This is a genomic window from Streptomyces sp. NPDC104106 (assembly GCF_055584345.1).
Map to the genome: position 1 here is coordinate 476,871 of NZ_JBVJMF010000002.1, position 20,454 is coordinate 497,324.

A 20,454-nucleotide genomic window follows, 5' to 3' on the forward strand; every position below is an offset into this window, starting at 1 on the left:
CGCCGGATCCTATTGATCAGACACACCGGCTTCCAAAACGAGCGGGTTGGGCAGCGACGTCCACTGGTCGCCCGGTGTCTCCGGGGACAGCCGCATCAGGGTCAACGCCTTGGCCGGCACGGGGGCTTCGCGCAGCGCCGACAGGTCCGAGGTGGCCGCAAGAAGCGGGAGCGCGGAGGTCAGGGCAGCCGCCAGACAGGCCGCCGAGCCCGCCGTGGCGGCCAGGGCGCCGGCCACCAGCGAGCCGAACAGCTTGCGGCGCAGCGCCGCTTCGTCGTCGGTGACGAGGCGGCCGGTGAGCGGGGGCGGGGTGAGGCCGTGCCGGATCAGCCGGGCGGGGCTGACGCGGATGTCGGCGAGGTCGCGGTAGACCAGCCGCCGGGGCGTGCCGTCGGCCGCGAGGATCACCAGCAGGTTCTGCCCGTGCGCCTCCAGGGCCACGCCGAGGTCGAGCACGCGCAGGCCCACCGTGAGGGTCAGGCGGGCGAACGCGGCCAGCCAGTCGGGGGAGCCCGGCAGGCCGGTGGCGGGCAGCGCGGCCACCGGAAGGACCCGCTCGCCCGGGGCCGCGTACTCCTGCGGCGACTGGCGCAGCAGCGCCGCGAGATCCGGGGAACCGGTGGTGACCGCGCCCAGCGTGCGGGTGATGTGCAGCAAACCGTCGGTGTGTTCGGTCAGTCGGCCGGCGAGGTCGTTGAGCGGCGCGGCGCAGCGGACCGAGTACGCGGAGATGTCCCGCACCGAGGACGTCAGCCGTGCGCTCAGCGCGGTCTTCACGTGCGGCCCGCCGCCGGCGAGCGCGAGGCTGCGCAGGGAGAGCAGGGGATGCGCCTGCCGCCACGGGGTGCCGGGGCGGCAAAGGACGTGTTCCGTCTGCCAGGGGTGCACGGGCAGCAGCAGCCGCCGGCCGTCCCTGAGTTCGTCGGGCCAGTCGCCGCTCAGCACGCACTCGTCCGCCGGCACGGCCACGGTCCCCAGCTCCACCAGCGGTCGGTGCTCCGGGCCGTACGCCAGTTGCTCCGCGACCGAGAACCCGGGCCGGGAACGGCAGTTGGGGTGGTACGGATGCCCGTCGGCCACCCGCTGCTCCCACTCCCAGTCGTGCTCCGGCCACTCCTTCGGGTGATCCGCGCCGGCCCGGGACAGCGCCAGCGAGGCCGTGCTGTGCGCCAGTTCGACGGCGAAGGAGCCGGCCTGCGGCACCCCGAGCGCGGCCATCAGGCCCGCCGGATCGACGTGGCGGTCGCGGCCGAGGCGTACGCCGGTGACGTACGCGCTCGTGGCATACGGATCCGCGGGCGGCCCGTACAGGCTGCGGCCGTCGGCGAGCCGCAGGGCCAGGCTGTGCGCGCCGCGCACCCGGCCGGTGATCCACGGCAGCGGCTCATGGGCCAGGGCCCGCCACAGCCGGGTCAGCACGGCGGCGCGGGCACCCGGCAGCTCCGCCCGGTACCGGGCCAGCAGGGCCGGCCGTACGGCGGCCAGCTCCTCGGCGATCTCGGCCTCGGCGGTGGGGGGACGGTGCACGGTCGGCTCCTCGGGGAGGCGGGGGCCCGGCGCCCGGGCCCGGGGCACGATTGTGCAGGGCGGTGGACATACTGATCACGACCGGCTCCCGGACGCACTGCGCACGAGACCGACGGCGTACCCCGGACAATGGACGCAGCGTTCGGCTCACCGGCCCCTGGACATGGAACGAATGGATCGCGTGGACCTCACACCCCCCTCCGGTGCCGTCGGCCCCCTCGCCGACGCGTACGCGGCCGCGCCCCTGCTCAACTGCCTGCTGCGCGAGGTCGCCGAACCACTGACGACCCCCGCCCCCACCGCGGCCCCCGCCCCCACCGCGGGCTCTCGGCCGGCCCCGGACTCCCGTCCCGACCCGGACCCCGCTTCCTCCCCGGGGAGCAGCCCCGATCCCGGTGGCCCGCGCGGTCCGCGGGTGTACCGGTTGCCGAGCGGCCGGCTGCTGCGTGTGCGCGCCGGGCGGCGGCCCGGGGATCCGGAGGTGTACGCGGCCGGCGGCTGGCGTCCCGTCGGCCACACCGAGCTGGTCAAACTGGTCGCCGAGGAACTGCGCCGGCACACCGGGCTGACCGGCGGCGACCTGCCCGCCGAGATGGTCGACAGCCGGGACGCGGTCGCCGCGCTGCTCACCGCCCGCGCCCTCGCGACCCCGCCCGCCGACCCCTATCTGCGCTCCGAACAGTCCCTGATCACCGGCCACCCCCACCACCCGGCGCCCAAGGCCCGCGGCGGCGGCCCGGTCGCGTCCTGGCTGCCGTACGCCCCCGAGGCGCACGCCCGCTTCCCCCTGGTGCTGCTCGGGGTCCGCGAGGACCAGGTCGCCGAGGAGGGCGACACCCGCGCCCTGGACGCCCTCGGCACCGCCCCGCCCGGCTACCGGCTGCTGCCCGCCCACCCCTGGCAGCTCGACCTGGTCGCCCGCGACCTCGCCCCCGCCTTCGCCGACGGCCGCCTGGTCCGGCTCGGCACCACCGCCTTCGACACCTGGCCCACGGCGGCGGTCCGCACGGTCTACGAGCCCCGCCGCGACCTGTTCCTGAAGTTCAGCCTGGACGTGCGCATCACCAACGACATCCGCCGGCTGTGGCGCCACGACCTGCGCAGACTGCGCCGTGCCGACACGGCCGCCCGGCGCGCCCTGAAGACCGTGGGGCCGCCCGCGGCCTGGCTGGGCGACCGCGGCTACCGCACCGCCGCCTTCGCCTTCGAGGAACTGGCGGTCCTCCTGCGCGACGGCCTGCGCGGCCACCTTCCGCCGGGCGCCACCGCGCTGCTCGCGGCCGGGCTCGCGGAGGGCTTCGACGGCAGCCCGCTGGCCGCCGCGACCGACCCCGCCGCCTGGTGGGAGGCGTATCTGCGCCAGGTCGTGCCGCCCGCCCTCGCGGCCTTCGACGCGCACGGCGTCGTCGTCGAGGCCCACCTGCAGAACACCCTCGTCGCCGTGGACCCGGCCGGGACCCCGGTGGCCGCGCTGTTCCGGGACGCCGAGGGCGTCAAGCTGCTGCCGGAGGTGACCCGCGCCGCGGGCTGGGAGCGGCTGGTGTACTGCCTGGTGGTGAACCACCTCACCGAGATCGCCGCGGCCCTCGCCGAACACCACCCCGGCCTCGACCCCTGGCCGGCCGCCCGCCGTGAACTCGCCCGGCACGATCTGCCGGAGATCCCCGCCCTGCTCGCCTCGCCCACCCTGCCCGGCAAGACCAACCTGCTGCTGCGCTGGACCGGCGCGGACGGCGCGGACGCCCGCTACCTCCCCCTGCCGAACCCCCTGGCCGACGCCTGACCCCGCCCTGCCTGACACCACCCCCGACCCCACTCCGCCCCCCTCCCGACAGCACCCGCCCCACACCACTGCGGCCGAACCCGGACGTTCCCCGCCCGGCGCGCGCCCGGAGCGACGTCGTAGCCGCTATGCTCTGCGCATGCATCTTTCGTCATGTCTGAGCTGGTGGCGCTCCGGGTAGGAGCGGCCGACTCGCATGCATGACCGGGCCGTTCGGATGGACGGCCCTTTCGCATCTCCTGGATCGGGTCCCGTGCCATTCCGACGGCGAGACCGACCCACAGGGAGACGTTGTGAACACCACGCCCCAGGCCGCCGGCCCCGACGCCGCTGCCGCCGGTCCCCCCGCCGACTCGCTCGGTACCTCCGCCGCGCAGGCCCGCAGCGCGGTGCTGGAGGAACTGATCCTGGGGGACCCCGGCCGGTTCCGCATGCTGACCGGCGATCGCCCCACCGGCCGCCTGCACCTGGGCCACTACTTCGGCACACTGCACAACCGCGTCCGTCTCCAGGACCTCGGCGTCGAGACGTTCGTGATCATCGCGGACTACCAGGTCCTGACCGACCGCGACGTGGCGGACAACCTCACCGAGCACGTCGAGGACCTCGTCCTGGACTACCTCGCCATCGGGGTGGACCCCGAGCGCAGCACGATCTTCACGCACAGCGCGGTCCCCGCCCTCAACCAGCTGATGCTGCCCTTCCTCAGCCTCGTCTCCGTCGCCGAACTGAACCGCAACCCCACGGTCAAGGACGAGATCGCCCACTCGCGCCAGTCCGCCGTCAGCGGCCTGATGTTCACCTACCCCGTCCACCAGGCCGCCGACATCCTCTTCTGCAAGGGCAACCTGGTGCCGGTCGGCCAGGACCAGCTCCCCCACCTCGAGGTCACCCGCACCATCGCCCGCCGCTTCAACGACCGCTACGGCAACGGCACTTCCGTCTTCCCCGAGCCCGACGCGCTGCTCTCCAGCGCCCCGCTGCTGCTCGGCACGGACGGCACCAAGATGAGCAAGAGCCGCCGTAACGCCATCACCCTGGCCGCCGACGCCGACGAGACCGCCCGGCTGCTCAAGGGCGCCAAGACGGACTCCGAGCGCCACATCGCCTACGACCCGCAAACCCGTCCCGAGGTGTCCTCGCTGCTGCTGCTGGCGGCCCTGTGCCAGGGCCGCAGGCCCGAGGAGATCGCGGCCGGGATCGGCTCCGCGGGTGCCGCCGCGCTGAAGAAGGCGGTGACGGAGTCGGTCAACGAGTACCTGGCACCGATCCGCGCCCGCCGGGCCGAGTATGCGCGGGACCGCGGCTACCTGCACCGGACGCTGCGCGAGGGCAACGAGCGCGCCAGGGCGGTGGCCGACGCCACGCTCGCCGAGGTGCGCGCCGCGATGAACAGCCACTACTGACCCGGCCGGCCCCGGCCACCGGCCTCCCGGCCCGGTACGGCACCGGGTCGGCCCAAGACCCCTCGAGAACGCTTCGAGTCCCTCCGTACACCCTCGGTCGAGTACGCGGAACACGAGGACACCGGAGGGGAATGCCCTCGGCGATCGAGGAGATCCCGCGCTACGAGGGCTCGGCCTCCGGGCAGCTTCGTCCACCTGTCGCTGTCGAGCGCGGGTCACGATCCCGACGCGTACGAGGACCCGGAGCGGTTCGACGTCACCGCTCCCCGAACCGCCATCTGTCCTTCGGCCACGGCGTGCACTTCTGCATCGGCGCCCCGCCGGCCCGGCTCCAGGGGCGGGACGCGTTCTCCACGCTGCCGCGCCGGCTGCCGGACGTGCGGCTCGCGGTGCCCCGCAGCTTGCTGGAGACCGCGGTCCCGCCCGGGGACCGGCTCGGGCACGTTCGCCGCGCTGGATGCGGCCATCCGCCGGGCCGGGGCGGTGCGGGATGCCTTCCCCGGCTGCGAGGACCCCGGGGACGAGGACGAGGAGCTGGCGAAGCGGCTGTTCGCGGCGGTGGGCGAGCATCTCGGGCTGTCGCTGCCGCGTCGGGAGACCGAGCTGGGGCTGCTGCCCGCGGTGCATCTGCCCTCGCCGGTGTGAACCGGTGGCGGCGGGGTGGTGCTGCTGGTGGTACGCGGTCATGGTGCACTTCACGGTCGCGCCGTCGGCGGAGCAGGCCGCGCGCTCGTCGCACGCCGGCTCCGCCTCGCGCGAAGGGGCGAGGCCCCTGCTTTCTCGCTCGGCCTCCCAGGGCTGGGCTGCTGCTGGATGTACGAGGCCAGGACGTTGGTTACCGCGCGCCGAGGTCGGCTGCCGCGCGGGCGATCGGGTGGTGCTGACAACGCCGCACGCGGAGCATTCCGATGAAGCACCGGCGTTCCTAGCGCCAGGGATCGAGGGCAAGCTTGCCCCGAGTCCGGCCCGCTTCGAGTTGCTGGAGCACCGCTGGTCCCTCGGCCAGGGGATGGACGCGGGGGGTACCGGGCGGGTACACGCCACGGGCGATGAGCGCCTGGATCTCGACGAGCAACGACTGGTAGAGGGAGGGGGCCGCGACCGCCAGCGCACCGATGTGCAGACCCTTGATCTGGACCTGGTGGCTGAAGACCAGGTCGTGTGTGGTCACGGTGGCGTCACCGGAAGCGGCACCGAACACGACGATGCGTCCGGTGAAGGGTTTGGTGACCGACAGGCTGGCCTCGAACGTGGCCTGTCCCACCGATTCCAGGACCAGGTCGACCCTGCCGGTCAGGCGGGTGATCTCCTCGGCGAGATCGGGGCGCCGGCTGTCCAGCACCTTGTCGGCGCCGAGCGCTTCGACAGCTTCGTGCTTCGCTGGTGACGCCGTTGCTATCACCCGCGCACCGTAGTGGCGGGCGAGGCGAACGGCAGCCTGCCCGACGCCGCCGGCCGCGGCATGGACGAGCACCACGTCACCCGTCTTGACCTCGCCCAACGGCTTCAGCGCCGCCAAGGCGGTGGCCCAGTTCAGCACCAGGCCGAGAGCTTCGGCGTCGCTCCAGCCGGACGGCACGGGAAGTGCACCCGCGGCTGGCATCGTCATGTACTGCGAGAAGGCGCCCGGGCCGACTCCGACGACGTGGGCGCCGAGTCGCAGCGGAGTCCCGACGTCCGGGCCGACACCCACGATCTCGCCAGCGGCCTCGAAGCCCGCCACGTAGGGTGCCTGTGGGCCTCCTGCGTAGGTGCCGTGGGTCTGCATGACATCGGCGAAGTTGACCCCGGCGGCGCCGACGCGGATCAGGTACTCGCCGGGCCCCGGGGCGGGGCGGCGGTGATCCGTCGCGAGCGTCAGGTCCTTCGGCCCCCGGTGCGACCGCTGGACCAGTGCGCGTACGGTCTGCTCGGTGGTGTTCTGCTGCTTGTCGATCTCCATGCACGGAACGTAGGAGTCTGACACTTACGGCAAGGTCAAGCGGCTGTCAGAGATCAGTACGGCCGGCCTCTCGCAGGTAGGCGTCGAGTGCCGCCTGCTGATCGCTGAGAACGGCGATGCGAGCAGCGAGCCGATCACGGTAACCCTGCACCTCGTGCAGGAACTCCGCGCACACCACGCCGGTGCCGGCACCGGATCCGTCAGTGAGGCCGGGGAGGACTTCCCTGATCAACCGTACGGGCAGCCCGGACTCCAGCAGTGAGCGGATGGCGAGCACCCGGTCGATCGTGGACTGGCAGTAGTCGCGGAACCCATTGCTGAAGCGGCCAGGGACGATCAAGCCCTCCTCCTCGTAGTGCCGCAACGATCGCGCACTCACGCCGCTGACTCTGGATGCTTCGCTGATCTTCATGCACGCAGCCAACGTCCAGGAGCACCGCGATCTTCCGGCGCCCGCCACGACGAGTTGAAGACCTGCTCAGGCGTCAACAACCGCATGTCCCGCAACAGGGCCCCGAAGACCGGAGGACAGCGACTACGCGAGAGGCGTGCTACATGTCCGCCGTCAAGCGTTCCGGCTGTCACGCTTGGTTACTATGCTCACTTCTCCCCAGGGCTGATCGGGGACGGTATCCCGGATCGCACCGCATGGGAGATGGTCATGGAACATAAGGTAAACAACCGGTTGGGCCTTTGAAGATGCTGAGAGAGGTCACGGCAACTCGCTACATCCAGCCCCTCCGCTCCGGCGGCTCCGTCCCCGGCGTCGTCGAGGCGGACGACCTCGGCACGTACGTCGTGAAGTTCACCGGCTCGGCGCAGGGGCACAAGGCGCTGGTCGCCGAGGTGATCGTCGGCGAGCTGGCCCGCGCGCTGGGCCTGCGCTTCCCCGAACTGGTCCTCGTGCACTTCGACCCGGCGATCGCCGCGGACGAGCCCCACCAGGAGGTCCGGGAGCTGCACGGCGCGAGCACGGGCGTGAACCTCGGCATGGACCACCTGCCGGGGGCCGCCGACTTCACCCCCGAGATCGCGAGGGACTTCCCCGTGGACCCGGTGGAGGCGGGACGCATCGTCTGGCTGGACGCGCTCACCGCCAACGTGGACCGTACGGTGCACAGCTCCAACCTGATGGTCTGGCCCACGCTCGGCACCGTACCGCCGCGCCTGTGGCTCATCGACCACGGTGCCGCCCTCGTCTTCCACCACCGCTGGGACACCACGGACCCGGGCAGGAAGTACGACTTCCGGCACCACGCCCTCGGCCACTACGGCCCCGACGTCCTGGCCGCCGACGCCGAGCTGGCGGGCGAGGTGACCGAGGAGCTGCTGCGCGGCATCGTCGCCGAGGTCCCGGACGCCTGGCTGGCCGAGGACGCGGGCTTCGCGACGCCCGACGACGTGCGCGCCGCCTACGTCGACTACCTCCTGGCCCGGCTGCGGCTGTCGGCCCAGTGGCTGCCCACCGACTTCCCGAGCCGCGAGCAGCTCGCCGCCGAGGAGGCGGCCCGGGCGGTGCGGACCCGGGCGAGCCGCCCGGACTGGCTCAAGCGGGTCCCCGACCTGCACGGGGAGCCGGCCGCGGAGCAGGACTGGTCGGTCCACCTGAGCTGAACGCGAAGTGGCCCCGGGGGCGTCCCCGGGGCCACCGCCTGTGCCGGTCGTCAGCCCTTGAGCTGCTCGTACGCCGGCAGGGTGAGGAAGTCGGCGTAGTCCTCGTCCAGCGAGACCTTCAGCAGCAGGTCGTGGGCCTCCTGCCAGTGGCCGGCCGCGAAGGCCTCCTCGCCGATCTCCTGGCGGATGCCGGACAGTTCCTCGGCGGCGACCTTGCGGGCCAGTTCGGGCGTGGCCGTGTCGCCGTTCTCGAACTCCACGCCCGCGTTGATCCACTGCCAGATCTGGGAGCGGGAGATCTCGGCGGTGGCCGCGTCCTCCATCAGGTTGAAGATGGCGACCGCGCCGAGTCCGCGCAGCCAGGCCTCGATGTAACGGATGCCGACCTGGACGGCGTTGACCAGACCGTTGTACGTCGGCTTCGCGTCCAGCGAGTCGACGGCGATCAGGTCGGCCGCCTCGACGTGCACGTCCTCGCGCAGCCGGTCCTTCTGGTTCGGCTTGTCGCCGAGGACCTTGTCGAAGGACTCCATGGCGATCGGGACCAGGTCGGGGTGCGCGACCCAGGAGCCGTCGAAACCGTCGTTCGCCTCACGGTCCTTGTCGGCGCGGACCTTCTCGAAGGCCACCTTGTTGACCTCGGCGTCGCGCCGGGAGGGGATGAAGGCCGCCATGCCGCCGATCGCGTGGGCGCCGCGCTTGTGGCAGGTGCGCACGAGGAGTTCGGTGTACGCCCGCATGAACGGGGCGGTCATCGTGACCGCGTTGCGGTCCGGGAGGACGAACCGGGCGCCGCCGTCACGGAAGTTCTTCACGATGGAGAACAGGTAGTCCCAGCGCCCGGCGTTCAACCCGGCGGCGTGGTCGCGCAGTTCGTAGAGGATCTCCTCCATCTCGTACGCGGCCGTGATGGTCTCGATCAGCACGGTCGCGCGGATGGTGCCCTGCGGGATGCCGACGTGGTCCTGGGCGAAGACGAACACGTCGTTCCAGAGCCGGGCCTCCAGGTGCGACTCGGTCTTCGGCAGGTAGAAGTACGGGCCCTTGCCGAGGTCGAGCAGCCGCTGGGCGTTGTGGAAGAAGTACAGGCCGAAGTCGACGAAGGCGCCCGGCACGGCGCGGCCGTCGGCGTCGACCAGGTGACGCTCGTCCAGGTGCCAGCCGCGCGGGCGCATGACGACCGTCGCCAGCTCCTCGTTCGGGCGCAGGGCGTAGGACTTGCCCGACGTCGGGTCGGTGAAGTCGATGCTGCGGGTGTAGGCGTCGATCAGGTTGAGCTGGCCGAGGACGACGTTCTCCCAGGTCGGCGCGGAGGCGTCCTCGAAGTCGGCGAGCCAGACCTTCGCGCCGGAGTTGAGCGCGTTGATGGTCATCTTGCGGTCGGTCGGGCCGGTGATCTCGACGCGCCGGTCGTTCAGTGCGGCCGGGGCGGGGGCGACCTTCCACGAGTCGTCCGCGCGGATGGCGGCGGTCTCCGGCAGGAAGTCGAGCGTGCAGGTGCGGGCGATCTCGGCGCGGCGCTCGCCCCGGCGGGCGAGGAGTTCGTCACGGCGCGGGGTGAACCGCCGGTGCAGCTCCGCCACGAAGGCGAGCGCCGCGTCCGTGAGGACCTCTTCCTGCCGGGGCAGGGGCTCGGCGTCGACGATGGCCAGCGGGGACGGCGCTGGTGCGGACATGAGCTGTCACTTCCTTCAGCGGTGGCACCGGGTGCCAAGTGGCACGAGTAGGGCGAACAGCGCCCGCTGTGCGGTCAGGCGCTTCTGAGCAGTGGATACTAGTTTCCTCATCGTGGAACTTCAATGGTTTGTTGATGTCGAGATTCTCCGGGTCGAGGCAAGGTGGCGCCCGGTGCCATCTCGCTCACCCGAGGTGGCGCAGGTCGGCCTCGGTGTCGATGTCGTACGGCTCCGCCACATCGGCGCACTCCACGAGCCGGACCTCGCTCTCGTGCTCCTTCAGATAGGCGCGTGCCCCGCGGTCTCCGGTGGCAGTCGCCGCGATGCCCGCCCAATGGGCGGCGCCGAAGAGCACGGGATGCCCGCGCACCCCGTCGTAGGCGGCCGAGACCAGTGATTTCTCGTCGGCGTAGGCGCCCAGGACCCGGGCCGCCGCGGTCGGCCCGATGCCGGGCTGGTCGACGAGGCTCACCAGGGCCGCGCGCGCCCCCGTGTCGCGCAGGGAGTCCAGTCCGGCCCGCAGCGAGGTGCCCATGCCCTCGGCCCAGGCGGGGTTGTCCACGAGGACGCAGCCGCCCAGCACCGCCCGCGCCCGCACGTCGTCGGCCCGGGCGCCGAGCACGACGTGCACGCGCCCGCACCCGGCCGCGTGCAGCACGTCCACCGCGTGCTCGACCAGCAACCGTCCCCGGTGCTCCAGCAGGGCCTTGGGCCGCCCGCCGAGCCGTCGCCCACCGCCGGCGGCGAGCACCAGCCCGGCGACCTCCGCCCGTTCCTCGTGATGCTTGTCCGTCATGGGTCCTGCATACCTGACGCGGGCGGCGGCGGCGCGTTCCCTTGGGCTGAATTTCGGCCCGCGCGGTGGCGCTCCCGGGCGGGGTGGCGTTTACTGACCCGCGCACGACGGCGTGCGAGGGGGGAGGGCTGTGTTGCGAAGCGTGGGGCAGAGGTCAGTGATCGGCAGTGACGAGGATCCGAGAGTGACGGAACTGCGGACCGCGGTGTCCCGGCTGCGGCGCGAGCTCGCCACACTGCCCTCCGAGTTCCCCGACCGCGCCATAGCGGAGGACGAACTGGCGGCCCTCGCGGCGATGGCCTCCGGCGGCTCCCCGGAGATCCCGCGCCTGCGCGGCTCCCTGTTGCTGATCGCCGGAGCGATCGGCTCGGTGAGCGCCCTGGCGGGCGGCCTCAAGGGCGTGCGCAAGGCGGTGGATCTGTTCGGGGAATCACCGAGGACGTGAGGGCGGGGGCGCGGCGGGCCGCCCCGCACCCGCGAACGCCCGAGGCGTGGCGGGCTACTGGGCGCCCGAACTCGCCAGGGCCTGCGACAGTTCGAGGGCGATCCCCTGCAGCACCGGCACGATCCGCTCGGTCGCCGCCTCGGTGACCCGTCCCGCCGGCCCCGAGATGGAGATCGCCGCGGCCGTCGGAGACTCCGGCACGGACACGGCGAGGCACCGCACGCCGATCTCCTGCTCGTTGTCGTCGACGGCGTACCCCATCCGCCGCACGTCCTGAAGCGCCGCGAGGAATCCGTCGGGCGTCGTGATCGTCTTCTCGGTCGCGGCCGGCATCCCGGTGCGCGCCAGCAGCGCCCGTACCTCCTCGTCCGGCACCCCGGCGAGCAGCGCCTTGCCCACCCCGGTGGAGTGCGGCAGCACCCGCCGGCCCACCTCGGTGAACATGCGCATCGAGTGCTTCGAGGGCACCTGCGCCACGTACACGATCTCGTCGCCGTCCAGCAGCGCCATGTTCGCCGTCTCGCCGGTCTCCTCCACCAGCCGCGCGAGGTACGGCCGCGCCCATGTGCCGAGCAGCCGGGCCGCCGACTCGCCGAGCCGGATCAGGCGGGGGCCGAGGGCGTAGCGCCGGTTGGGCTGCTGGCGGACGTACCCGCAGGCGACCAGTGTGCGCATCAGCCGGTGAATGGTCGGCAGCGGCAGCCCGCTGGTCGCGGACAGCTCGCTCAGGCCCACCTCCCCGCCCGCGTCCGCCATCCGTTCGAGCAGGTCGAAGGCGCGCTCAAGGGACTGGACACCGCCGCCGTTGGCGGACTTGGCGGAGTCGGTGGTGCTGGCGCTGGACGTCGGCACGGCGCGTTCCTTTCGGGACTGGCGGAGGGCAGAAGCCTACCCGGCAGTCGGTTGACTCCCCGCTTGTACGTAGCTACGTTCTGCTTGGTGAAATTCTAATTCCGCTTTGTGGAAACGTCTAGAGCGGACGTGGGTGACGTCCTGCTCGGAAGTGTGCCCCTTGACGGCGCGGAAGCGGGAGTGAAGACTCCTTCAACAGAACGTTGAAATCCGTTACGTGGGTGTAAATCCCGTTTCCTGGGCGTAAAAACGGCGGTACAGAGAGGGGTTCGGGTGTCCGACGCTGAACTGGTCCTGCGCTCGACGCGCGTCATCACTCCGGAAGGGACGCGGGCCGCGACGGTCGCCGTGTCGGCCGGGAGGATCACGGCCGTCCTGCCGTACGACGCCGAGGTCCCGGCCGGGGCCCGGCTGGAGGACATCGGCGACCACGTCCTGCTGCCCGGCCTGGTCGACACCCACGTGCACGTCAACGACCCCGGCCGCACCGAGTGGGAGGGCTTCTGGACCGCCACCCGCGCGGCGGCGGCCGGCGGCATCACCACGCTGATCGACATGCCGCTCAACTCCCTGCCGCCGACCACGACCGTGGACCACCTGCGGGTCAAGCAGGACGTGGCCCGCGACAAGGCGCACATCGACGTCGGCTTCTGGGGCGGCGCCCTGCCCGACAACGTCAAGGACCTGCGCCCGCTGCACGACGCCGGCGTCTTCGGCTTCAAGGCGTTCCTGTCCCCCTCCGGCGTGGACGAGTTCCCGCACCTCGACCAGGACCACCTCGACCGGTCCCTGGCGGAGATCGCCGGATTCGACGGGCTGCTGATCGTCCACGCCGAGGACCCCCACCACCTCGCCGCCGCCCCGCAGCACGGCGGCCCCCGGTACGCCGACTTCCTCGCCTCCCGCCCGCGCGACGCCGAGGACACGGCCATCGCGACCCTCATAGCGCAGGCCAGACGGCTCCACGCGCGCGTGCACGTCCTGCACCTGTCCTCCAGCGACGCGCTGCCGCTGATCCGCGCCGCCCGCGCCGAGGGCGTCCGCATCACCGTCGAGACCTGCCCGCACTACCTCACCCTGACCGCCGAGGAGGTCCCCGACGGCGCCAGCGAGTTCAAGTGCTGCCCGCCCATCCGCGAGGCGGCCAACCAGGACCTGCTGTGGGAGGCGCTGGCCGACGGCACCATCGACTGCGTCGTCACCGACCACTCGCCCTCCACCGCCGACCTGAAGACCGACGACTTCGCCACCGCCTGGGGCGGCATCTCCGGCCTCCAGCTGAGCCTCGCCGCCGTGTGGACGGCGGCACGCACGCGTGGCCACGGCCTGGAGGACGTGGTGCGCTGGATGTCCTCGCGCACCGCCGACCTCGCGGGCCTGGGCCAGAAGGGCGCCATCGAGGCCGGCCGCGACGCCGACTTCGCCGTCCTCGCCCCCGACGAGACCTTCACCGTCGACCCGGCCGCCCTCCAGCACCGCAACCGGGTCACCGCCTACGCCGGCAAGACGCTGTACGGCGTCGTGAAGTCCACCTGGCTGCGCGGCGAGCGCATCGTCGACGGCGGCGTCTTCACCGAGCCCAGGGGCGCGCTGCTCGCCCGCCCCCAGTGAGCCGGCCCGCATCCGCACCCGGCCTACTCCCGGAAAGGAATCCCTGATCCCCGTGACGGCGACACCCAGCTTCACCGGCGACGCCAACCCCTACTCGGGCGGCGACCCGTACGCGGACTACCGCACCGCCGACTTCCCCTTCACCCAGTACGCCAACCTCGCCGACCGGCAGCTCGGCGCCGGTGTCATCGCCGCCAACGACGAGTTCTTCGCCCAGCGCGAGAACCTGCTGGTGCCCGAGCGGGCCGAGTTCGACCCCGAGCACTTCGGGCACAAGGGCAAGATCATGGACGGCTGGGAGACCCGCCGCCGGCGCGGTGCCTCCGCGGAGCATCCCTGGCCCACCGCCGAGGACCACGACTGGGCGCTGGTCCGCCTCGGCGCGCCCGGCGTGATCCGCGGGATCGTCGTCGACACCGCCCACTTCCGCGGCAACTACCCGCAGGCCGTCTCCGTCGAGGCCGCCTGCGTACCGGGCTCCCCGTCCCCCGAGGAACTGCTGGGCGACGACGTGAAGTGGACGACGCTTCTCCCGCGCACCCCGGTCGGCGGCCACGCGGCGAACGGCTTCGCGGTGGCCGCGGAGCAGCACTTCACGCACCTGCGCGTCAAGCAGCACCCCGACGGCGGCATCGCCCGCCTGCGCGTGTACGGCGAGGTCGTCCCCGACCCCGAGTGGCTGGCCGTGCTCGGCACCTTCGACGTGGTCGCGCTGGAGAACGGCGGCCGGGTCGAGGACGCCTCCAACCTCTTCTACTCGCCCGCCACCAACACCATCCAGCCGGGCCGCTCCCGCAAGATGGACGACGGCTGGGAGACCCGCCGCCGCCGCGACCAGGGCAACGACTGGATCCGCTACCAGCTCGTCGCCCAGGCGCAGATCCGCGCGATCGAGATCGACACCGCCTACCTGAAGGGCAACAGCGCCGGCTGGGCCTCGGTGTCCGTCAAGGACGGCGAGGACGGGCAGTGGACCGAGGTCCTGCCGCGCACCCGGCTCCAGCCCGACACCAACCACCGCTTCGTGCTCCCGGCCCCGGCCGTCGGCACGCACGCGCGTGTCGACATCTTCCCCGACGGCGGCATCTCCCGCCTGCGGCTCTTCGGCTCGCTGACCGAGCAGGGCGCGGCCGGCCTCGCCGCCCGGCACCAGGAGCTGGGCGGCTGACCCCCTGACGCGCGCGGAGCGCCCCGGCCTGGACAGCACCGGGCGCCCCGCGTGTCACCCGCACGGGCCCCGTGCACGGCCGCCAGGAACTCAGGGGGCCGTGTCCGGCGTTCTGTGCACGTGACCCTTCAGCAAGAGATCGTCGGCAACGCCATGCAGATGGCGGTCGTCAACCTGCACCCCGGCCAGACCGTGTACTGCGAGGCCGGGAAGTTCCTGTTCAAGACCACCAACGTGACCATGGAGACACGCCTGTCCGGCCCGTCCGGCAGCGGAAACGGCGGCCAGCAGGGGCAGGGCGGCGGGGGCGGTGGCATGGGCGGCCTGCTGCGCCAGGCCATGGGCACCGCCATGCAGGTCGGCCAGCGCGTGCTCGCGGGCGAGTCGCTGGCGTTCCAGTACTTCACCTCCCAGGGCGGCCAGGGCACGGTCGGCTTCGCGGGTGTGCTCCCCGGCGAGATGCGCGCGCTGGAACTCGACGGCACGCGCGCGTGGTTCGCCGAGAAGGACGCATTCGTGGCCGCCGAGTCCACCGTCGAGTTCGGCATCGCCTTCGCCGGGGGCCGCACCGGCATGAGCGGAGGCGAGGGCTTCGTCCTGGAGAAGTTCACCGGGTACGGCACGGTGATCATCGCCGGCGCCGGCAACTTCATCGACCTCGACCCCGCCGACTTCGGCGGCCGCATCGAGGTGGACACCGGCTGCGTGGTCGCCTTCGAGGAGGGCATCCAGTACGGCGTGCAGCGCGTCGGCGGCCTCAACCGCCAGGGGATCATGAACGCCGTGTTCGGCGGCGAAGGCCTGTCGCTGGCCACGCTGGAGGGCAACGGCCGGGTGATCCTGCAGTCCATGACCATCGAGAGCCTTGCCAACGCCCTGAAGAAGGCCCAGGGCGGCGACAAGCAGGGCCCGACCGGCGGACTGTTCTCCACGCACGCGGGCTGAACCGATGAGTTCCGGGCGACGACGGGGTCTGAGCGGGAAACGGCAGACCCCGCACCCGGAAGAAGGCACCTGTCATGGGCAGTCTCGTCTCCACCCTCTTCGTCACCCTCGACGGCGTCCACCAGGCCCCCGGCGGCCCCCAGGAGGACACCAGGGGCGGCTTCACCCACGGCGGCTGGAGCTTCACCTACGGCGACGAGGACTTCGGCCGGTTCGTCACCGAGGTCTTCGACCGCGCCGGCGCCTTCCTGCTCGGCCGCCGTACGTACGACATCTTCGCCGCCTACTGGCCGAAGATGACCGACCCGGCCGACCCCATCGCCTCCCGGCTCAACACCCTCCCGAAGTACGTCGTCTCCTCCGCCCTCCAGGCGCCCGGCTGGTCCGGCACCACCGTGCTCGGCGGCGACCTCGCCAAGGAGGTCCAGGCCCTCAAGCAGCGCACGGACGGCGAAGTGCAGGTGCACGGCAGCGGCGCCCTGGTCCGCTCCCTGATCGAGCTGCGCCTCCTCGACACCCTGCACCTGCTGACCTTCCCGGTCGTCCTCGGCTCCGGCCACCGCCTGTTCCCCGACGGCACGGCCCCCACCCGCTTCCGCCGCACCGGCGGCCGCGTCACCGGGTCGGGCATCTCCATCCAGACCTACGACCTGGCGGGCGACCCCGAGTACGGCTCCTACGAGCTCCCCGAGGGCGCCTGACGCACCGCACACCCCTGGCCGAAGATCGTCACCGCCGGTACGGTGAGCGCGCCCCGTGCGAGCCGCCGACGTCTCCGCACCCCCGCCGGAGACCGGGAGAGCCGCCCGCATGTCCTCGATCGCCGTACCGGGCGCCGCCGCGCCCCGCCGTGCCTGGCACACCGATCTGCCCGTCCTGCTCGTCGCGGTCTGCTGGGGCGCCAGCTACCTCGCCGCCAAGGACATCGTCACCGCCCGTACCGTCCTGGCCGTCCTCGTACTGCGCTTCGCGCTCGCCGTGCCCGTGCTGGCCGTGGCCGGCCGCCGCGCCCTGCGCTCGCTCACCGGCGCCCAGTGCCGCGGAGCGGCCCTGCTCGGGCTGATCCTCAGCGGGATCTTCCTGCTGGAGACCTACGGTGTCGTCCACACCTCGGCGACCAACGCCGGCCTGATCATCAGCCTCACCATGATCTTCACCCCGCTCGCCGAGGCCGCCGTCACCCGTACCCGGCCCACCCCCGCCTTCCTCGGCGCGGCGCTGCTGTCGGTCCTCGGCGTCGTCCTGCTCACCCAGGGCGGCGGCTTCACCCGGCCCTCGCCCGGCGACCTGCTGATGCTGCTCGCCGCGCTCGCCCGAACCGTGCACGTCCTCGCGATGTCCCGGATCGGGTCCGTGCGGGGCGCCGACGCGCTGCCGCTGACCACGGTCCAACTCGCCGCCTGCGTCGCCGCCTTCGCCCTGCTGTCGGCCCTGTCCGGCGGCCCGGCGCCGTGGGCGGTCGCGGCGGACCTCGGGGCCCGGGACTGGGCCGGGCTGCTCTTCCTCGCCGTGCTGTGCACGGTGTTCGCCTTCTTCGTCCAGATGTGGGCGGTGCGTCGTACGTCCCCGTCCCGGGTCGGACTGCTGCTCGGCACGGAACCGCTGTGGGCCGCCGCGACGGGCATCGCGCTCGGCGGGGAACGGCTCGGCCTCCTCGGTCTCGCGGGCGGCGCGCTGGTGCTCGCGGGGACCGCGTGGGGCCGTCGAGCGGCAGGTTAACTTCCCGAAAACTCATCGGACTTCACGGGAGAATCTTCAACTTTGTCGTTGACATGCCAACGTCTACGCGCGTCATCATGGGGCATGAGATTCCCCCCACGCGCCACCCGCATCGGCGCCGCAGCCGCGCTCCTGTCCGCCCTCCTCGTCGGCGGCACCGTCTCCGCCACGACGGCGGACGCCGCCCCCACGACGGCCGTGTCCGCCTCGTCGGTCGGCAGCATCTGCTACGGCAACCTGCCGTCGCAGGCCCATGACACCCTGGACCTGATCGCCCAGGGCGGCCCCTTCCCCTACTCGCAGGACGGCGTCGTCTTCTCCAACCGGGAGGGCGTCCTGCCCGGCGAGCCGTCCGGGTACTACCACGAGTACACGGTGATCACGCCCGGTTCGCCCACGCGCGGCGCCCGGCGCATCGTCACCGGCGAGCAGAACCAGGAGGACTACTACACCTCCGACCACTACGCCACGTTCGACCTGATCGACTTCGGCTGCTGAGCCGGACGACAGGGACCGAGGCAACAGCGCGACACAGGTGACCCACAAGCCTCGCTCCGCGGCCGCCCCCCACCCCGGGCCGCGGAGCGAGCGGCGTCCGGGCCGGCGCCGGCCCGGACGCCGCGGCAGGCCGAAAGTCGGCGAGCCCGCGACTTTGGTAGCCGATCCGCGCGCGCGAGGCCGCCGGTGGCGGGCGCTGCGTAGGTTTGTCGACCGTGAGTGAAGACCGACCGCAGCCGGCCCCCGCCCCCGGAAACGGACTGCCCCGCTGGATGCTCCCGCCGGCCGTGGTGAAGGAACTCGACCCGGACGCGGTGCCCGAGGGGCGCCGGCCCCGGCGCACGGCCCGGGACTGGGCCGTCGACACCTGCTGCTTCCTGCTGGTCGTCGTGCTGTACCTGGTGACCACCGTGTCCCTGCTGCAGCATCCGGACGTACCCGGCGGCCTCGTGACCGCCGACGTCGTGCTCGGGGCCCTGTGCTGTCTCGCCGTCTGGGTGCGCCGCCGCTGGCCGGTCGGCCTCGCCGGCGCGATGATCGTGATCGGCTTCGTCTCCGAGACCTCGGGCTGGGTCGCCCTGGTCGCCCTCTTCACCGTCGCCGTGCACCGGCCGTTCCGGTACGTCGCCTGGATCGGCGGCGTCGACCTCGCCCTCGTACCCCTCTACTACTGGCTGCGGCCCGAGAGCGGTCTGCCGTACCTGGCCGCCCTCGTGTTCGCGGTGCTGCTCACCGTCGCCGTCGTCGGCTGGGGCATGTTCGTGCGCTCCAAACGGCTGCTGATGCTGAGCCTCAGGGACCGGGCGCACCGGGCGGAGACCGAGGCGCGGCTGCGCGCCGAGCAGGCACAGCGCCTCGCCCGCGAGGACATCGCGCGCGAGATGCACGACGTGCTCGCCCACCGGCTCACCCTGCTCAGCGTGCACGCCGGTGCCCTGGAGTTCCGGCCGGACGCGCCCCGCGAGGAGATCGTGCGGGCCGCCGGTGTCATCCGGGAGAGCGCCCACGAGGCCCTGCAGGACCTGCGCGAGATCATCGGCGTGCTGCGTACCGGCGGTCCCGACGACGCGGCCGGCGGACGCCCGCAGCCGACGCTCGCCGCGCTCGAACCGCTCGTCGCCGAGTGCCGCGAGGCCGGCATGAAGATCGCGCTCGACCATGATGTCGCCGACCCCGGTGCCGTCCCCGCCTCCGTCGGGCGCACCGCCTACCGCATCGCCCAGGAAGCGCTGACCAACGCCCGCAAGCACGCCCCTGGCGCCGAGGTCACCCTGCGCCTCGTCGGCACCCGTGGGGACGGCCTCACGATCACCGTGACCAACCCCCCGCCCCAGGCCGAGGCCCCGTGCGTCCCCGGCTCCGGCCAGGGCCTGATCGGCCTCACCGAGCGCGCGGCCCTGGCCGGCGGCCGCCTGGAACACGGCCCCACGGCCGACGGCGGCTTCGAGATCCGGGCCTGGCTGCCGTGGGAGTGAACACGGGGCCGGCCCCGCACCGGTGACGGCAGCGGTCCCGGACGTGCGGCGGACCGCCGGTGCCGGCCGCGCGGGAGCGCACCGGGCCCGCGGGCGTCCGGTGGCTTTTCCGCCGGGCCACGGCCGCGCGGACGGTTGACCGCCGGGCGGGAGCCGATCCGGGACGCGGCGCCCGCCCCGGCCTCCGGCGGTGTGCCGGAGGCGGGGACGCAGCGGTCGAGGGGGTGGGTGGGCCGGGTGCGGCACCACGGGCCGCGCGAACCGTGATTACGTTGGGCTCATGACGCCGATCAGACTCCTCCTGGTGGACGACGACCCGCTGGTGCGCGCCGGACTCGCGCTGATGATGGGCGGGGCCGAGGACATCGAGATCGTCGGGGAGGCCGCCGACGGCGCCGAGGCCGAGGAACTCGTCGGGCGCACCCGGCCCGACGTCGTCCTCATGGACATCCGCATGCCGTCGGTGGACGGGCTCACCGCGACCCAGCGGCTACGCGCGCGTGCGGACGCCCCGCAGGTCGTCGTGCTCACCACCTTCCACGCGGACGAACAGGTGCTGCACGCCCTGCGCGCGGGCGCTGCCGGGTTCGTCCTGAAGGACACCGCGCCCGCCGAGATCGTCGACGCGGTGCGCCGGGTCGCGGCCGGCGAGCCGGTGCTCTCGCCCGCCGTCACCCGTCAGCTGATGCGCCACGCGGCCGGCACCGCCGCCGACTCCCGGCAGGCACGCGCGCGTGAACGGCTCGCCGCGCTCAACGACCGCGAACGGGAGGTCGCCGTCGCCGTCGGCCGGGGCCTGGCCAACGCCCAGATCGCCGCCGGCCTCTTCATGAGCGTGGCCACCGTCAAGACCCACGTCTCCCGCATCCTCGCCAAGCTCGGCCTGAACAACCGGGTCCAGATCGCCCTGCTCGCCTACGACGCGGGACTGCTCGACGAGGACGGGCACTAAGTCGGCACGCCGGGCGTTGTCCCGGTACCGGGAGACACCCGGTGG

The 20,454-nt window shown here is 72.8% G+C and carries 19 protein-coding genes; 13 read left to right on the forward strand and 6 right to left on the reverse strand.

Annotated elements, in window-relative coordinates; translation table 11 throughout:
- Nucleotides 1-9: 9 nt before the first annotated feature.
- Nucleotides 10-1,527 carry an IucA/IucC family protein gene (locus ACZ60X_RS06040; protein WP_469593816.1) on the reverse strand — a complete coding sequence of 506 codons (1,518 nt, stop codon included), beginning with the start codon at nt 1,525-1,527 and terminating at the stop codon, nt 10-12.
- A 172-nt stretch (nt 1,528-1,699) separates the two neighbouring features.
- Between ACZ60X_RS06040 and ACZ60X_RS06045 the strand changes: the two genes are divergently transcribed.
- The 3 genes from ACZ60X_RS06045 (at nt 1,700) to ACZ60X_RS06055 (ending at nt 5,361) form a co-directional block, all read left to right on the forward strand.
- A complete protein-coding gene (locus ACZ60X_RS06045; RefSeq protein ID WP_469593819.1) occupies nt 1,700-3,310 on the forward strand; it encodes an IucA/IucC family protein in 1,611 nt (536 codons plus the stop codon).
- A 293-nt stretch (nt 3,311-3,603) separates the two neighbouring features.
- A complete protein-coding gene (gene trpS / locus ACZ60X_RS06050; protein WP_469593822.1) occupies nt 3,604-4,716 on the forward strand; it encodes a tryptophan--tRNA ligase in 1,113 nt (370 codons plus the stop codon).
- A 483-nt stretch (nt 4,717-5,199) separates the two neighbouring features.
- Entirely contained in the window at nt 5,200-5,361 is a 162-nt protein-coding gene (locus ACZ60X_RS06055) for a hypothetical protein (RefSeq protein WP_469593825.1), read from the forward strand.
- A 280-nt stretch (nt 5,362-5,641) separates the two neighbouring features.
- Here the strand turns inward: ACZ60X_RS06055 and ACZ60X_RS06060 are convergent, their stop codons facing one another.
- Both ACZ60X_RS06060 and ACZ60X_RS06065 read right to left on the reverse strand, forming a co-directional pair.
- Nucleotides 5,642-6,658, reverse strand: coding sequence for an NADPH:quinone oxidoreductase family protein (locus ACZ60X_RS06060; protein WP_469593827.1), 1,017 nt, complete (start codon nt 6,656-6,658; stop codon nt 5,642-5,644).
- 46 nt (nt 6,659-6,704) lie between these two features.
- On the reverse strand, nt 6,705-7,070 hold the full coding sequence (locus ACZ60X_RS06065) for a MerR family transcriptional regulator (RefSeq protein ID WP_469593829.1): 366 nt from the start codon (nt 7,068-7,070) through the stop codon (nt 6,705-6,707).
- Nucleotides 7,071-7,357: 287 nt separating this feature from the next.
- On the opposite strand from ACZ60X_RS06065, the gene ACZ60X_RS06070 reads away from it, so the two are divergent.
- Nucleotides 7,358-8,272 (forward strand): HipA family kinase, encoded by a 915-nt coding sequence (locus ACZ60X_RS06070; protein WP_469593832.1) that lies wholly within the window; start codon nt 7,358-7,360, stop codon nt 8,270-8,272.
- A gap of 50 nt (nt 8,273-8,322) precedes the next feature.
- Here ACZ60X_RS06070 and aceB read toward each other — a convergent pair whose 3' ends face one another.
- Both aceB and ACZ60X_RS06080 read right to left on the reverse strand, forming a co-directional pair.
- Nucleotides 8,323-9,948 carry a malate synthase A gene (aceB, locus tag ACZ60X_RS06075; protein WP_469593835.1) on the reverse strand — a complete coding sequence of 542 codons (1,626 nt, stop codon included), beginning with the start codon at nt 9,946-9,948 and terminating at the stop codon, nt 8,323-8,325.
- 184 nt (nt 9,949-10,132) lie between these two features.
- Complete coding sequence (locus ACZ60X_RS06080; protein WP_469593838.1) at nt 10,133-10,744, reverse strand: nucleotidyltransferase family protein; 612 nt, start codon at nt 10,742-10,744, stop codon at nt 10,133-10,135.
- Nucleotides 10,745-10,874: 130 nt separating this feature from the next.
- On the opposite strand from ACZ60X_RS06080, the gene ACZ60X_RS06085 reads away from it, so the two are divergent.
- Nucleotides 10,875-11,189, forward strand: coding sequence for a DUF5955 family protein (locus ACZ60X_RS06085; RefSeq protein ID WP_469593841.1), 315 nt, complete (start codon nt 10,875-10,877; stop codon nt 11,187-11,189).
- 54 nt (nt 11,190-11,243) lie between these two features.
- Here ACZ60X_RS06085 and ACZ60X_RS06090 read toward each other — a convergent pair whose 3' ends face one another.
- On the reverse strand, nt 11,244-12,041 hold the full coding sequence (locus tag ACZ60X_RS06090; protein WP_469593843.1) for an IclR family transcriptional regulator: 798 nt from the start codon (nt 12,039-12,041) through the stop codon (nt 11,244-11,246).
- A gap of 273 nt (nt 12,042-12,314) precedes the next feature.
- Between ACZ60X_RS06090 and allB the strand changes: the two genes are divergently transcribed.
- The 8 genes from allB (at nt 12,315) to ACZ60X_RS06130 (ending at nt 20,409) form a co-directional block, all read left to right on the forward strand.
- Entirely contained in the window at nt 12,315-13,652 is a 1,338-nt protein-coding gene (gene allB, locus ACZ60X_RS06095; RefSeq protein ID WP_469593846.1) for an allantoinase AllB, read from the forward strand.
- Nucleotides 13,653-13,704: 52 nt separating this feature from the next.
- Entirely contained in the window at nt 13,705-14,820 is a 1,116-nt protein-coding gene (alc, locus tag ACZ60X_RS06100) for an allantoicase (protein WP_469593850.1), read from the forward strand.
- A gap of 120 nt (nt 14,821-14,940) precedes the next feature.
- Entirely contained in the window at nt 14,941-15,765 is an 825-nt protein-coding gene (locus tag ACZ60X_RS06105) for an AIM24 family protein (RefSeq protein WP_469593852.1), read from the forward strand.
- A gap of 74 nt (nt 15,766-15,839) precedes the next feature.
- Nucleotides 15,840-16,466, forward strand: coding sequence for a dihydrofolate reductase family protein (locus ACZ60X_RS06110; protein WP_469593855.1), 627 nt, complete (start codon nt 15,840-15,842; stop codon nt 16,464-16,466).
- Between the two features lie 109 nt (nt 16,467-16,575).
- Nucleotides 16,576-17,484 carry a DMT family transporter gene (locus ACZ60X_RS06115; protein ID WP_469593857.1) on the forward strand — a complete coding sequence of 303 codons (909 nt, stop codon included), beginning with the start codon at nt 16,576-16,578 and terminating at the stop codon, nt 17,482-17,484.
- A gap of 84 nt (nt 17,485-17,568) precedes the next feature.
- A complete protein-coding gene (locus ACZ60X_RS06120) occupies nt 17,569-17,982 on the forward strand; it encodes a ribonuclease domain-containing protein (protein ID WP_469593859.1) in 414 nt (137 codons plus the stop codon).
- A 206-nt stretch (nt 17,983-18,188) separates the two neighbouring features.
- Nucleotides 18,189-19,457 (forward strand): sensor histidine kinase, encoded by a 1,269-nt coding sequence (locus ACZ60X_RS06125; RefSeq protein ID WP_469593861.1) that lies wholly within the window; start codon nt 18,189-18,191, stop codon nt 19,455-19,457.
- Between the two features lie 280 nt (nt 19,458-19,737).
- Entirely contained in the window at nt 19,738-20,409 is a 672-nt protein-coding gene (locus ACZ60X_RS06130) for a response regulator (protein ID WP_469593863.1), read from the forward strand.
- Nucleotides 20,410-20,454: the final 45 nt, after the last annotated feature.